The organism is Salinarimonas sp., assembly GCF_046292825.1.
Taxonomy (GTDB): Bacteria; Pseudomonadota; Alphaproteobacteria; order Rhizobiales; family Beijerinckiaceae; genus Salinarimonas.
In genome coordinates this window covers 85,901-99,092 of the sequence record NZ_JBKBQG010000001.1, presented here as the reverse complement: position 1 = coordinate 99,092, position 13,192 = coordinate 85,901, and the positions used below count along the sequence as shown (strand labels likewise).

At 67.7% G+C, this 13,192-nt stretch carries 10 protein-coding genes and 2 pseudogenes; 10 read left to right on the top strand and 2 right to left on the bottom strand.

What is annotated here, in order from left to right; all coding sequences use genetic code 11:
* Window positions 1-26 precede the first annotated feature (26 nt).
* Both ACK4UM_RS00465 and ACK4UM_RS00460 read right to left on the bottom strand, forming a co-directional pair.
* A pseudogene (locus ACK4UM_RS00465) lies at window positions 27-1,112 on the bottom strand (tetratricopeptide repeat protein); the annotation flags it as partial.
* A 300-nt stretch (window positions 1,113-1,412) separates the two neighbouring features.
* Window positions 1,413-2,186 (bottom strand): annotated as a pseudogene (locus ACK4UM_RS00460) (tetratricopeptide repeat protein); the annotation flags it as partial.
* A 347-nt stretch (window positions 2,187-2,533) separates the two neighbouring features.
* Here ACK4UM_RS00460 and rfbC point away from each other — a divergent pair.
* The 10 genes from rfbC to ACK4UM_RS00410 all read left to right on the top strand — a co-directional run bounded on the left by rfbC (window position 2,534) and on the right by ACK4UM_RS00410 (window position 13,169).
* The gene (gene rfbC / locus ACK4UM_RS00455; RefSeq protein WP_409794053.1) at window positions 2,534-3,103 is read left to right on the top strand and encodes a dTDP-4-dehydrorhamnose 3,5-epimerase; all 570 of its coding nucleotides are present in this window, start codon (window positions 2,534-2,536) and stop codon (window positions 3,101-3,103) included.
* On the top strand, window positions 3,100-4,137 hold the full coding sequence (gene rfbB / locus ACK4UM_RS00450; protein WP_409794050.1) for a dTDP-glucose 4,6-dehydratase: 1,038 nt from the start codon (window positions 3,100-3,102) through the stop codon (window positions 4,135-4,137). The genes rfbC and rfbB overlap by 4 nt, the downstream gene beginning before the upstream one ends.
* The gene (gene rfbD / locus ACK4UM_RS00445; protein ID WP_409794046.1) at window positions 4,134-4,988 is read left to right on the top strand and encodes a dTDP-4-dehydrorhamnose reductase; all 855 of its coding nucleotides are present in this window, start codon (window positions 4,134-4,136) and stop codon (window positions 4,986-4,988) included. The genes rfbB and rfbD overlap by 4 nt, the downstream gene beginning before the upstream one ends.
* Window positions 4,985-5,881, top strand: coding sequence for a glucose-1-phosphate thymidylyltransferase RfbA (gene rfbA / locus ACK4UM_RS00440; RefSeq protein WP_409794043.1), 897 nt, complete (start codon window positions 4,985-4,987; stop codon window positions 5,879-5,881). Before rfbD ends, rfbA begins: the two co-directional genes overlap by 4 nt.
* A 222-nt stretch (window positions 5,882-6,103) precedes the next feature.
* A complete protein-coding gene (locus ACK4UM_RS00435) occupies window positions 6,104-6,583 on the top strand; it encodes a glucuronosyltransferase (protein WP_409794040.1) in 480 nt (159 codons plus the stop codon).
* Window positions 6,580-7,044, top strand: coding sequence for a glycosyltransferase (locus tag ACK4UM_RS00430; protein WP_409794037.1), 465 nt, complete (start codon window positions 6,580-6,582; stop codon window positions 7,042-7,044). The genes ACK4UM_RS00435 and ACK4UM_RS00430 overlap by 4 nt, the downstream gene beginning before the upstream one ends.
* Window positions 7,045-7,110: 66 nt before the next feature.
* Complete coding sequence (locus tag ACK4UM_RS00425; RefSeq protein WP_409794034.1) at window positions 7,111-9,495, top strand: sulfotransferase; 2,385 nt, start codon at window positions 7,111-7,113, stop codon at window positions 9,493-9,495.
* 47 nt (window positions 9,496-9,542) lie between these two features.
* A complete protein-coding gene (locus ACK4UM_RS00420; RefSeq protein ID WP_409794031.1) occupies window positions 9,543-10,706 on the top strand; it encodes a polysaccharide pyruvyl transferase family protein in 1,164 nt (387 codons plus the stop codon).
* Window positions 10,707-10,809: 103 nt separating this feature from the next.
* Window positions 10,810-12,087: a hypothetical protein gene (locus ACK4UM_RS00415; protein WP_409794029.1), complete on the top strand. Its 1,278-nt coding sequence runs from the start codon at window positions 10,810-10,812 to the stop codon at window positions 12,085-12,087.
* A complete protein-coding gene (locus ACK4UM_RS00410; protein ID WP_409794026.1) occupies window positions 12,084-13,169 on the top strand; it encodes a glycosyltransferase family 4 protein in 1,086 nt (361 codons plus the stop codon). Before ACK4UM_RS00415 ends, ACK4UM_RS00410 begins: the two co-directional genes overlap by 4 nt.
* The last annotated feature ends 23 nt before the right edge of the window (window positions 13,170-13,192 follow it).

The window sequence follows — 13,192 nt, the reverse complement described above, 5'->3', positions numbered from 1 at the left end:
GGGCGGCGAAGGCCCGCCCTCGCGCGTCAGAGCGTCTCCGAGAGGAAACGCACCGCCGGGCCCGAGAGCGGCCCGGTGCGGCAGGCCGCGGCGGCATCGTTCTCGACGCAGAACCGGTTGATCGCCCGGATCGTGCGCGTATCGAGCAGTCCGGTGACGCGGCCGTCGAGATGCCCGGTCTCGAGGAGCCGCGCCTGCACGAAATAGACGAAGGCGTTGGGGTTCGCCCGCGCGGAGGCGCGCAGGATACGCACGCGATCGCGCGGCTCGGCGGCGTCGAGGAGCGCCTGGATCTCGCCGATCTCGGACAGGGAGCGTGCGCCGGCGAGTTCCAGGATGGCGAGCTCGCGCTGATAGGCGGCAGGAGACAGCGCGGCGCGACCGGCCTCGAGCGTGCGCATCGCGGCGCTGCGGCTCCCCGGCACGAGGCGTCCGACGCCGGTGCGCTGGAAGTTGACCAGACGCAGGATCGCGGCCGCATTGCCGGCCTGCGCCTCGCGCTCGAGGGCGGCGCTCGCCTCGCGGATGCGCCGGACGTCGCGACGCCCCGCGCTCAGGCGCATGTCGAAGATCTGCACCGCCGCGGCGTCGACCCCGAGCGCGCGAGCGCGCTCGAAGGCGGCGAGCGCGCGGGTCGCGTCCGCGCGAACCGGACCGCCATTGCGGTAGAGCCGCCCGAGCGCCATCGCCGCGCGGCCGTCGCCGGCATCGGCCGCCGCCTGAAGCTTGGCGATCGCGGCGGCGGGATCGTTGGGACCCTCGGGGCCGAGATAGATATCGGCGAGACGGACCTGCGCGTCCGTCGACCCCGCATCGGCGGCCGCTTCGAGGAGCGGCACCGCGCGGTCGACGGAGGGCTCGAGTCCGGGCCCGCCCGCGAGCGCGAGGCGCGCCGCCGTCATCGCGACGTTCGTCTGGCCTGCAGCGACCGCGCGCTCGAACCAGGTCAGAGCGGTGCCCGCATCGCGCGCCACGAGCTCGCCCTCGTCGTGGATGCGGGCGAGGCGGAGCATGGCGCCGACATTGCCGAGGTCGGCCGCGCGCTCGAGGAGCGGAAGCGCGCGGGCCGGATCGGCCGGTAGAACGCCCTCGCCGGCGAAGGCGCGGCCGAGCACGAACAGCGCACCGGCGTCGTCCTCCATCGCCTCGAGGGCCGCGATCATCTCCTCGACGCTCGCGCCCTGCGGCGCCGGCTCGCCGTCGAGGAGCGCCGCGCGCATCGCGCCGAGCGGCAGCCGCGGCGGCGCGGTGAGGCGCGCGAGCAGTCGCTCGGCCGCCTCGTCGCCCTGGCCGGCGAGCGGCTCGAGCAGCGCCACCGCCCGATCCGAATCCGGCTCGAGGCCGGGGCCGCCATTCGCCAGGAGACGCGCCGCGGGGAGAACGGCGCGGTCTCCTCCGATGTCGATCGCACGCTCGTAGAAAGCCAGCGCGCGGGCGGCGTCCTCCTCGACGAGGGTGCCGTCTTCGAACAGGCGCGCGAGACGGATGGCGGCATGCGGATTGCCCTCAGCGGCGGCGCGTTCGAGGAACCCGATGCCGCGGTCGACATCGCGCGCGACGTCCGGGCTCTCGCCCAAGAACGCGGATCCGAGCACGAAGAGAGCGCTGCCGTTCCCTTCCATGGCCTCGAGAGCGGCGATCATCTCTTCGACGCTCGCGCCCTCCGGCGCAGGCTCGCCGTCCAGGAGCGCGGCGCGGATCTCGCGAAACGGCAGAGGCCGCGGCGCCCGGAGCCTGTCGAGCAGGCGCACGGCATTGTCGTCGCCCGCCTGCGCCGCGATCTCGAGGAGGCGTTCGGCGCGCGCCGTGTCGGGCTCGAGACCGGGACCGCCGGAGATCAGGAGGCGCGCCGCCGGCACCGCCGCCGCGATCTGACCCGCGGCCACGGCCCGCTCGCGATAGGCGAGCGCCCGCGCGGCGTCCGCGGGGACGAGCGTGTCGTTCTCGAACAGCCGCGCGAGCCGCTGGAGCGCGCCGACATGTCCGGCATCGGCGGCCGCTTCGAGATAGCGGATCGCCCGATCGGCATCGGGCTCGACCACGCCGTCGCCGGCGAAGGCGAGGCCGAGGACGTGGAGGATCTGCGGGTTGTCGTCGCGGGCCTCGAGCGCTGCGACGACCTCGTCGAGGGAGGCGCCGCCGGGCGGGTCCCGTCCTTCGAGGAGCGTCGCCCGTATCGCCGCCATGCCGAGCCCCGCCATCGGATCCGCGTCGCGGGCGAGGCCATCGGCACCCGAAACGGCGACGATCAGAGCGGCGATCGCGAGGTGCCTCGCATGGCGCAGGACGGTCATTTCGCGCATTCCCCCCAAATCGCGTTCCATGGGTTTTTTAAGTTTCGCATCCCTGACGGTCAACCCTTCGCGTGCGCACAACAATCTTAGATAGCGAACGCGCTTGCTGCGGGGGCGTCGCCAGGGTCCCCGAAATAAAGCTGAATTCGGCTGTCGTGGTGGTAATCTCCTCTCCTCGGCCGCGCGAAAGCCGGCCTGCCGCTCGCTTTTGTCAGAACTTCGCCCGTTTCGGAGGCGTCGTGCCGATTATCCACGAGACCGGGCTGCCGGATTGTCGATTGATCGTTCCCGATCGACACGGAGATCATCGCGGGTTCTTCGCGGAGATCTGGAACAGGCGTGCCTTCATCCGGCTCGGCATCGATATCGACTTCGTCCAGGACAATCACTCGCTCTCGCCGCGGGCCCGCACATTGCGCGGCCTGCACGCCCAGGCGCCGCCGCACGCGCAGGCCAAGCTCGTGCGCTGCGGGCGCGGGCGGCTCCTCGACGTCGCCGTCGACGTGCGGGTCGGCTCGCCGACCTTTGGCCGGCACGTCGCCATCGAGCTGAGCTCCGAGAACGGGCGGCAATTGTTCGTGCCGGTCGGCTTCCTGCACGGCTTCGTCACCTTGGAGGCCGATACCGAAATCGTCTACAAGTGCTCGGATCATTACGCTCCCCAGGCCGAGCTCTGCGTGCACTGGAAGAGCCCCGCCCTCGACCTCGGCTGGGCGGGCATCGCCGATCCCATCGTCTCGGAGCGCGACGCGCAGGCGCCGGACTTCGCCGCCTTTCGCAGCCCGTTCGTCTGGGAGGGATCGCGATGAAGCTCCTCGTGACCGGGGGCGCGGGCTTCATCGGCTCGGCCGTGGTTCGGCGCGCGATGGCCGAGGGGCACGAGGTCGTGAACCTCGACGCGCTCACCTATGCGGCCAATCTCGAGAACGTGGCCGCCGTCTCGCGACGATCGGGCTATTCCTTCGCGCGGGTGGACATCCGCGATCGCGACGCGCTCGATCGCGTCTTCGCCCGCCACGCGCCGGACGCCGTCCTGCATCTCGCCGCCGAGAGCCACGTCGACCGTTCGATCGACGGCCCCGACGCCTTCGTCGCGACGAACGTGATCGGGACCTGCACGCTCCTGCAGGCGGCCCGCGCCCATTGGATCGAGCGCGGCCGGCCCGAGCATTTCCGCTTCCTCCACGTCTCCACCGACGAAGTGTTCGGGAGCCTCGGCGAGACCGGGGCCTTCACCGAGGAGACCCCCTACGATCCGCGCTCGCCCTATGCGGCGTCCAAGGCTGCCTCCGATCATCTGGTGCGCGCCTGGCACGAGACCTACGGGCTGCCGACGCTCGTCACCAATTGCTCGAACAATTACGGCCCCTTCCATTTCCCCGAAAAGCTCGTCCCGGTGGTGATCCTCCGGGCGCTCGCCGGCGAGCCGATCCCGGTCTACGGCGACGGCCGCAACGTGCGCGATTGGCTCTATGTCGAGGATCACGCGCGGGCGCTGCTGCTCGTGCTGACGCGGGGCGCCGTCGGGCGCTCCTACGCCATCGGCGGCGAGAGCGCGATCAGCAACATCGATCTCGTGGAGCGGATCTGCGCCATCCTCGACGAACTCGCGCCCGGCGCCCGGCCCTATCGCGCGCAGATCGCCTTCGTGGCCGACCGTCCCGGTCACGATCGCCGCTACGCCATCGATCCGAGGCGCATCCGCGAGGAGCTCGGCTGGCGGCCGGAGGTCGATCTCGATGCCGGCCTGCGGGCGACCGTCCGCTGGTATCTCGACAACGCGGCCTGGTGGCGCCCGCTGCTCGCCCGCACGGGGGTCGGAGAGAGGCTCGGGCTGCGATGAAGCTCCTCGTCTTCGGCAGATCGGGGCAGGTCGCGCGCGCGCTGGCGGGCGTGCACGCGGACGCGGTCTTCCTCGGACGCGCGGACGCGGATCTCGCCGACGCGCACGCCTGCGCCGCCCTCGTCGCGCGCGCCGACGCCCACGCGGTCGTCAACGCCGCCGCCTATACCGACGTGGACCGCGCGGAGACCGACGAGGCGACGGCGCGCGCCGTCAACGCGCGCGCCCCGGCCGCGATGGCGCGGGCAGCGGCCGCGCGGGGCCTGCCCTTCGTCCACCTCTCGACGGATTACGTCTTCTCCGGCCGCGGATCGCGCCCCTTCGCGCCGGACGACGAGACCGCGCCCCTCAACGCCTATGGGCGCACGAAGCGCGAGGGCGAGATCGGCGTGCGCGAGGCGGGCGGCGTGCACGCCGTCATCCGCACGTCGTGGGTCTTCTCCGCCCAGGGCGGCGGTTTCGTGCACGCGATGCTACGCCTGTCGCGGACGCGCGACCCGGTCCGCGTCGTCGCCGATCAGATCGGAGGGCCGACGCCGGCCGAGGCGATCGCGCGGGCGATCGTGCGCGTCGCGGCTTGCCTGGCGGAGGACGGGGCGGCGTCGGGGACCTACCATTTCGCGGGCGCGCCGGACGTGAGCCGGGCCGATTTCGCGCGCGCGATCCTCGCCGAGGCGGGGCGCGCCGTGCGGGTCGAGGAGGTCGCGAGCGCCGACTACCCGACGCTGGCCCGCCGCCCGCTCAATTCGAGACTGTGCTGCGCGACCATGGAAGCGCGCTTTCGCGTCACGCGGCCGGATTGGCGCGCGGGGCTCGGACGCGTGCTGCGGGAGACGGGAGCGGTATCGTGACGAAACGCAAGGGCATCATCCTGGCAGGTGGATCGGGGACGCGCCTCTATCCGATCACGACCGGCGTGTCGAAGCAGCTGCTTCCCGTGTTCGACAAGCCGATGATCTACTACCCCCTCAGCGTTCTGATGCTCGCCGACATCCGCGAGATCGCGGTGATCACCACGCCCGAGGACCAGCCCCAATTCCGGCGGCTGATGGGCGACGGGTCGCGCTGGGGGCTGCGGCTCGACTACATCGCGCAGCCCTCCCCCGACGGGCTCGCCCAGGCCTATCTCCTCGCCGAGGAGTTCCTCGACGGCGCTCCCTCGACGATGGTGCTCGGCGACAACATCTTCTTCGGACACGGATTGTGCGCGCTGCTCGAGGCGGCGGCGCGACGGGCGACGGGCGGGACGGTGTTCGGCTACCGCGTCGCCGATCCCGAGCGCTACGGCGTCGTCTCCTTCGGCGAGGACGGGCGGCCGCAGGCCATCGTCGAGAAGCCGGCGGTGCCCCCCTCGAGCTACGCGGTGACGGGCCTGTACTTCCTCGACGGGCGCGCGCCCGAGCGCGCCCACCGCGTGCGCCCCTCCGCGCGCGGCGAGCTCGAGATCGTCAGCCTGCTGCAGATCTATCTCGAGGAGCGCTCGCTCGAGGTCGAGCGCATGGGCCGCGGCTATGCCTGGCTCGACACCGGCACCCACGAGAGCCTCATCGACGCCGCCAATTTCGTCCGCACCCTCCAGCACCGCCAGGGCACCCAGGTGGGCTGCCCCGAGGAGATCGCCTATCTCAAGGGCTGGATCGACAAGAGCGCGATGCTCGCGCTGGGCCGCGCGCTCGGCAAGAACGGCTACGGACGCTATCTCGTCCAGGTGGTGGAGGAGATGGAGCGAGGGGTGGGGTTCTGAGGGCTCGCCTACGGTTCGCGACCGCGCGCTGCGCGACCGGCGCCGCCGACCGGGAGATGTTGCGGCGCCGCAACATGGATTAAGCATTCGCAAAAGACTCGTTCGGACCGGCCGCGAATCTCGTGGACGCCGGGAGCGGTTTGGGTCACTCATGTACAGGAAACGACCCCTACCCGGGTCGGCGGCTCTGGGAGCGGTCGGACCGCCCGAGGTACTTGCGATATGTCGGCAGAACTGGCTGGCGGCTTGGAGAGCGTGGCGACCGCGAGGGTCGTCGCCGTCGCGTCCAAAGGTGGTCACTGGGAGCAGATGCTCGCGCTGCGCGAGGTCTTCGACGGCGTCGAAGCGATCTACGTCACGACGGACGAGAGCGCGCGCGCGGGCGTGAACGGCGTCGTCGAGATCGTCGGCGATTGCAGCCGCTCGGACGTCCTCTCCGTGCTCCGATGCGCCTGGCAGAGCCTGGAATTGTTCCTGCGCTACCGCCCCCGCACCGTCGTCTCGACCGGGGCGGCGCCGGGCTTGATCATGCTGTTCTGGGCCCGGCTGTTCGGCGCGCGGACGATCTGGATCGACAGCGTCGCCAATGTCGAGAAGCTCTCGATGAGCGGTCGCATCGCGAGCTATTTCGTCCACCACTGCTTCACGCAATGGCCGCACGTCGCGACCTCGCGCGTGCGCTTCGTCGGGAGCGTCCTGTGATCTTCGTCACCGTCGGCACGCAATTGCCCTTCGACCGGCTGATCGCGGCGATGGACCAGGTCGCCGCGCGCCTCGACGAGCCGGTCGTCGCCCAGATCGGCCCCAGCCGCTACGTTCTGACGAACATGCAGACGGTCGATCGCCTCACGGTCGCCGAGTTCCGGGGCATGTTCGCCGATGCGCGCGCCGTGGTCTCGCATGCCGGCATCGGCACGTTGCTGACGGGCATGGCGCTGAAGAAGCCGCTCCTGATGATGGCGCGGGACGCGGCGCGCGGCGAGCATCGCAACGACCACCAGAAGGCGACCCTCGCGGCTCTGGACGGGCGCGCGGGCGTCTACCGGGTGGAGAATGCCGACGACATCCTGGCGCTCCTGCGCGCCCCCGAGCTGACGCGCGCGGAGCGGGGCGAGGCGGGCCAGCGCCAGCAGCTGATCGCCTCCGTCCGCGCCGTCCTGTGACGAGGACGCGCTGATGTCCCGCGCGAGGATTGTGGGTCGGGGGCTCCTCGGGCCGCACGAGGTCGGATGATGGGTGCCGCCAACGAGCCTGCCGGCGGGCCGCGGAAGCTTCGGTTCTTTCGCGGCGCCGCGACGGCCGGGCTCATCAAGATCGCCGGGCTCGGAATATCCTTCCTGTTCCTCCTGGTCGTCGCCCGTGCGCTTTCGGCCGAGGGCTTCGGCGTTTTCGCCTCGGCCTTCTCCCTCGCGATGATCCTCGGTCCGGTCGCCAGTTTCGGCCAGCAGAATGCCGTTCTACGATTCTGGCCCGCTCTCGATCAAAGCCACGGGCGGCTGATGGCGACGGCGGCGATCCGTCGGAGCTTGGGCCTCGCCCTGTTCGGCAGCGCCATCGTCCTGATCGCCGGCGCCACCATGAGTTCACTCGGCGTCGAGATTTCCGCCTTCGCCTATTCGGAAGGGGTCTGGCTCGCAACGGCGTCGCTCGCCGCCGTCTTCGCGATCTCCGAGGTGACGTTGGCCGCGCTTAGGGCGCGCGGTTCAGTTGTATGGGCGTTCGCGCCGCGCGACGTCGTCTGGCGAATTCTGGTGATGGCCATCGTCGGCTTCGCCTCCCTGCCTTTCGGCCCGGTCAGCGCGCTCTGGATCACGACCGGCGTACTGGCGGTGCTGGTTTTGGCACAATTCGTGCTCTTGCTGTCGACGACGGTCGGGCTTCTGTCCTGGCGCGCTCCGGCGGTGCTCCCGGACGAGGAGCGGGCCGAGATGCGCGCGTCGCTCTGGGGATTTTGGGGCAACGCGATTCTGACGCAAGTGCAGCAGCAGGGAACCACCGTGCTGGTCGGCGTGGTCCTTGGCCCGGCCGAGGCGGGCGCGTATTTCGCCGCGAGCCGCCTCGCCAACCTGCTGTCGATCACGCAGCTGGCGGCCAACCAAATCGCCGCGCCGATGATGTCGCGCGCCTGGAGGGCCCGGCGCGTCGACGAGGTTCGGCAGATCCTCGGCACGACCGTCCTGTTGTCGGCCCCTGCCGCATTGTTAGGCGGGCTGGTCTTCCTGGCCCTCGGTCCTTGGATGCTGGCGCTGTTTAACCCGCTCTACGTCGCCGCCTTCCCCGCGCTGATGGTGCTCGTCCTGGCGCAAGTGGTGTCGACGACCTGCGGACCCAACGGGCTCTTGCTGCTGATGTCCGGGCACGAGGGCAAGATCCTCGCGATCAAGACGCTCACGACTGTCGCGTCGCTGGCCCTGACCTATACATTGGCCGGGGAATTGCTTGTCCTCGGCGCGGCCATCGGAGCCGCGCTGGGCATCTCGGCGCAGAACATAGTCGGCGTGATCGTCTGCAAGAAGTACACGGGGATCGCACCGGCGCTCGGCCTGAAGCAGATCCGCGCCGTGCTTCGGCAGGGTCGTGGCGCCAGGACCCGCGGCCAAACGGAAACGAAGGCCGCGGAGGGCCCGATTGCCGGCACCGTTCGCGACGAGGGAACCGACGAGATGGCGCCGACGCTGAAGCCCGTGTTCGTCTTCGGGTATCCGCGAAGCGGGACGACCCTGCTCGGCAGCATGCTCGGCACTTCGGACAAGTGTCTGGTGGTTCCCGAGGCGCAGTTTCTGGTCGAAGGACTGGTGCGCTTCGGCCGCTCGCCTCGCCCCACGCGCGAGATGCTCGACTACGTCATGGGGCATTATCGGTTTCGCATCTGGCAATTCACGCCCGCAGCGCCCTGGATTGCGGCTCTACCGGTGTCGATGACCTACCCCGATCTGCTCGATCGCCTGTTTCGCCATTATGCCGAGGAGAAGCCGGGCCTCGAATACGTGGTCGAGCACGATCCACAAAAGCGGAAATATCTCGATCTGCTGCACCAAATCTATCCACACGCGCTACTTCTGCATATCGTTCGAGACGGGCGGGCGATCGCAGCTTCGACACTGAAGCTCACGTGGGGGCATCAGGACATCATCCGACTCGCGACCGAATGGAAGCGATCGGTGGAGAGTTGCGCCCACTGGCTCGCCGAGCACCAAGGGCGTGTTCGCAGCCGTTCGATCCGGTACGAGGACTTGCTGGTCGACAGCGAAGGGCTGATCGCAAGCGTCTTCGCCGAACTCGGCCTGCCTTTCGACCGCGAAAAAGGCGTACGCACGGATGGCCTGCGCGTCGTGTCCTACACACGCGACCAGCACGCGCTGATCGGCGGCGGTGTCGAGAAGAGCCGCGCCGAGGCGTGGAAGCGGGATCTGACACCCCGCCAGATCGAGATCTTCGAGTCCTTGGCCGGGGACACGCTGTCCCGCTTCGGCTACGAGCGGCAATTCGACGCCCCACGCCCTCCAACGGGCCTCGAAAAGCTGCGCCTGTTCCTCATAGGCGCCGTAAGGAGGGCGTGGAACAAACCGCGGCAGATCCTACGCCGGCATCGCCACAGCCGTCGGCATACGTGACCCAGGGGGTTTCGGCCATAAGCCGAGCGAGAGGTATGAGAAGCGCCATGACCGCGACCACAGTCGAGACCGATCGAGGCGCCACGATCGCTTACATCCTGCTGCAAACGGCTTTCGAGAACGTCGGCGATGCGCTCATCAATCGTCAGCTGATCGAAATCCTGTCCCGTGATGTCGAGGTGGTGATCGACGTCTCGCGCGCTCCAGCACCGTTCCTCGCAAACCTCGCGCTCGATGCACGAGCCGGGATAACGCTGCGACGAGGTGGGCTGCTCGCGCTGGTGCGGGAGATGATTCGCGCACGACAAGCCGGCAAGAACGTTCTTTTCGTATTGATGCCCGGCGGCAACCGCGGCGAAAAACGATACGACAAATACGTCATGAACCGAGCCTACAATCGGTTCCTCTGGCTGATGACCCGGTTTGGGGTCCGCATCGTTCAGATCGGAGCGAGTTACGAGGCGCTGGGTCCACGATATGAGCGGCTGGTCCGCGAGCGCGCCCGGCTGATGCATCGCCTGATTGTGCGTGACCGGCTCAGCGCCGACTATCTGTCGCACCTTGGCGTCGTGAGCCACGGCATACTTCCGGATCTCGCGTTCAATCTGGAGGTCGACTATGCGCGGCTGAGCACCGCGCCAGCCCCCGAATTCGCGAAGACGATCGCCTTCTCGTTCCGAACTGGTCGAGGGTTCCTGTCCAAGGATGAGGTACGCGATGTCGTCGCAGCCACCATCTCGGCCTTTCCTGAAGCACGGTTCAAGTTCGTCTCGCAGGTCGAGAGTGATGCTGCTTTCATGAAGGAACTGGCCGAAGACTGCCGCGGCCGTATCGGGAAAGCCGCTTCGCACGAAGATTTCTCGCAGCAGCTCGACCGTTATCGCGAGGTCTATGGTGATTGCGGACTTCTCATCTCGAACCGGCTGCACGCCCTGCTCCTGGGCTTGTCCGTCGGAGTTCAGCCGCTCGCCGTGCTGCGGCCTGCCGGCGACGTCAAGATCCGGGGCGTCTTCGAGTCGATCGGTCTGAAGGACAGGCTTTTGGATGCGCCGGTCACCCCGCTTGACCTATCGCCGTTTCAGCACGCGACGATCGACGCGGGCAGCATCGCCGATCTGCGCGACACCCGCCGACGCTTGCAGGACGGAATTCGGGCGCTGATCGCGCAGAGCGATGCCTCCTCCGGGCACAACGGCGAGGCACGAGGATGACGCAAGTGTATACGAGAGCGAGGCCGAGGTCCGGCAGTCCCGCCCCGGCCTATGTAAGGCGCCGCTTTTTCGTTCCGTCGGCAAGGTGAGGCCAGCGAAGATCATGTCAGTCAGCTCCCCCTACCTCGCTTACTCGCCGCCGCGGCGCACCGGAATTGCCGACCCTCTCGGCGCGGTCACCCGTTTCTCGATCGTTCTGCTGATCGCGATCATCGCGGCGTCGATCATCCTGCCGGAGACGCTCGTCTCGGCCGCGTCCGGCACGACCGTGCTCTTGCTGACGACGCTTTCGGGGCTGGTGCTGCTGGCCAGGTCCGTCGCCAGGGAACCCTCGGCGAACGCGTTCATGATCGTCTTCCTGCTCTTTCTGCTGGTCAGCGCGATCTCGCTGGCCTCGAGCGACTACCCCGATCTGAACGAGGCGTACAAGAGATCGCTTTCGATCCTGCTTCCGATCGGAATGCTCATGCTGAAGATGCCGAAGGACTTCCGCGTCGTCCATGTCATCTCGAGCGTGGCAATCTGGGCGATCTTGCTCTTCGTCATGACGCAACCCGCCTATTTCCACGAAAGCGAGTTCCTGCAGGGCGCCGCAGATCGAGCACCACGGCTCTGGCCTTTCTATGGCATGAGCCCGCATTCCAGCGGTTACTTCGTCGGAGCCTTGCTGCTGATCGTCTATTTCTCGCGACCGCTGCGACAAAGTTTATTCGGGCGTTTGATCTTGTGGGCGACGATCGGCGCCGCGCTCTACATGCTGCTCGGGTTCCGATCCATGCAGGCGATCATTACGGTCCTGGCATTTGTCGGCGGTGCGCTGATGTCGTTGCGCAACATCAGTATGACGATCAAAAGCGCGGCGATCACGATCGTGGCCGCCGCGGCCTTGTATTTCTTCATCGACAAGATCCTGGTCAACATCCAGCTGACGGGGACTTTCCAGTTCGAAAGCATCGGCTCGGGCCGCGTCGGCACCTGGATCGGCCGGGTCGAGGACATCATCGCCATCAGCGATTTCAGGACCTTGCTGTTTGGATCGGGTCCCGGGTCCGATTTCTACGTCGGCGCGATGTGGAACAAGGTCACGACCTCGCACAACACGTTTCTCACCTATTTGGTCGAATACGGGTTCGTCGGCCTCGGCCTGCTGGTTCTGTGCATCGTGATGATGGCATTGGTGTTCCAAGGAGCAGCCTATCCGATCGTCGCGGCCATCGTGATATCGAGCCTGATCGGCAACGGGCTCTTGATGCGGATGCCCGTGCTCGTCCTGTTTTCCTTCGCAGGTGTCGTTTTCTATCATCATCAGATTTCGACTCGCGCCCGGAGTCGGGCAAACGCTGCCGGCCAAAGACTCGCCCTAGAAGGGAAGAAGCAATGAAGGTCCTGGTACTCGGTCACTCCGCCGGCCAAATCGGCGGCGTGAGTAACTTCCTTCGTCTGATGGAGAGACGCGGTCTCGCCGGCGTCACGGTGGAGATGATGACGGTCGGGCCGCGAGACGGCGAGAAGGGCGGCCTGGTGCGCCTGATCCGCCTGCTTAAGGACTACGCCACCTTTGTGCAGAGCATGGGCAAGTCCTATGACTGCATTCACATGAACCCATCGCTCGACCAACGATCTTTTGTCAGGACCCTGGTCTTCATCCTGATCTGCATTCTCTTCGGAAGAAGCTTTCTGGTCTTCTTCCGCGGCTGGGACTGGAAGGCGCACGAGCACTTCTTCGTCCGCACCACGCCTGGCGCTCGGGTGACGCAATGGATGGTCGGGAAAGCATCGTGCTTCATCGTGCTGGCTCCCGCGTTCGAAGAGGCGCTACGGCGCGTCTATCCGACCATTCCGATCCATGTCATCAGCACCATGTTCGATGGAGAGGTCATGCCGAAAGAGGGCTGCGCACCGCTGACCTCGCCGCAGATCCTCTTCATGTCTCGTTTCATTCCGGCCAAGGGCGGGCGCGAGGCGATAGACGCCTTCGTTCAGATCCGCGAGCGCTTCCCCGACGCGGTGCTGCGCATGGCCGGTGACGGGCCGTCGCGTGCCGACTGGGAGGCGCATGCACGGTCCTACGGTGCCCGCGCCGAGGGTGTGCGGTTCATCGGCTATGTCCGCGGCGAGACGAAGACCGCCGCGCTTGCCGCGAGCAACATCTTCGTCATGCCGACCTCTCATCCGGAAGGGATGCCCAACGCTCTGATGGAAGCGATGGGCGCCGGGTTGATCCCGATCGTCACGCAGGCGGGCGGCACGTTCGACGCGATCAAGTTTGGCGAACTGGGCTACATGCTGACAGAACCCGAACCAGTTCAGATCGAAGAGGCCGTGACCCGCATCATGTCCTCGCCCGAGGCGTCGCGCCAGATGTCCGAGTCGATCAAGGTCCACGCCTGGAAGAACTTCGAGGCCTCGGCCGTGATCGACCGAATTGGAACGATCTATCTGTCGTTGGCGAAACCTGCTTGATGGTGCGGTGAGGGTGGTTTGGG

What these genes read in the sequence shown, in the direction of transcription:
- rfbB (WP_409794050.1), top strand. Translation starts at nt 3,100, where the DNA reads ATGAAGCTCCTCGTGACCGGGGGCGCGGGCTTCATCGGCTCGGCCGTG.
- rfbD (WP_409794046.1), top strand. Translation starts at nt 4,134, where the DNA reads ATGAAGCTCCTCGTCTTCGGCAGATCGGGGCAGGTCGCGCGCGCGCTG.
- ACK4UM_RS00435 (WP_409794040.1), top strand. Translation starts at nt 6,104, where the DNA reads ATGTCGGCAGAACTGGCTGGCGGCTTGGAGAGCGTGGCGACCGCGAGG.
- ACK4UM_RS00425 (WP_409794034.1), top strand. Translation starts at nt 7,111, where the DNA reads ATGATGGGTGCCGCCAACGAGCCTGCCGGCGGGCCGCGGAAGCTTCGG.
- ACK4UM_RS00420 (WP_409794031.1), top strand. Translation starts at nt 9,543, where the DNA reads ATGACCGCGACCACAGTCGAGACCGATCGAGGCGCCACGATCGCTTAC.
- ACK4UM_RS00415 (WP_409794029.1), top strand. Translation starts at nt 10,810, where the DNA reads ATGTCAGTCAGCTCCCCCTACCTCGCTTACTCGCCGCCGCGGCGCACC.
- ACK4UM_RS00410 (WP_409794026.1), top strand. Translation starts at nt 12,084, where the DNA reads ATGAAGGTCCTGGTACTCGGTCACTCCGCCGGCCAAATCGGCGGCGTG.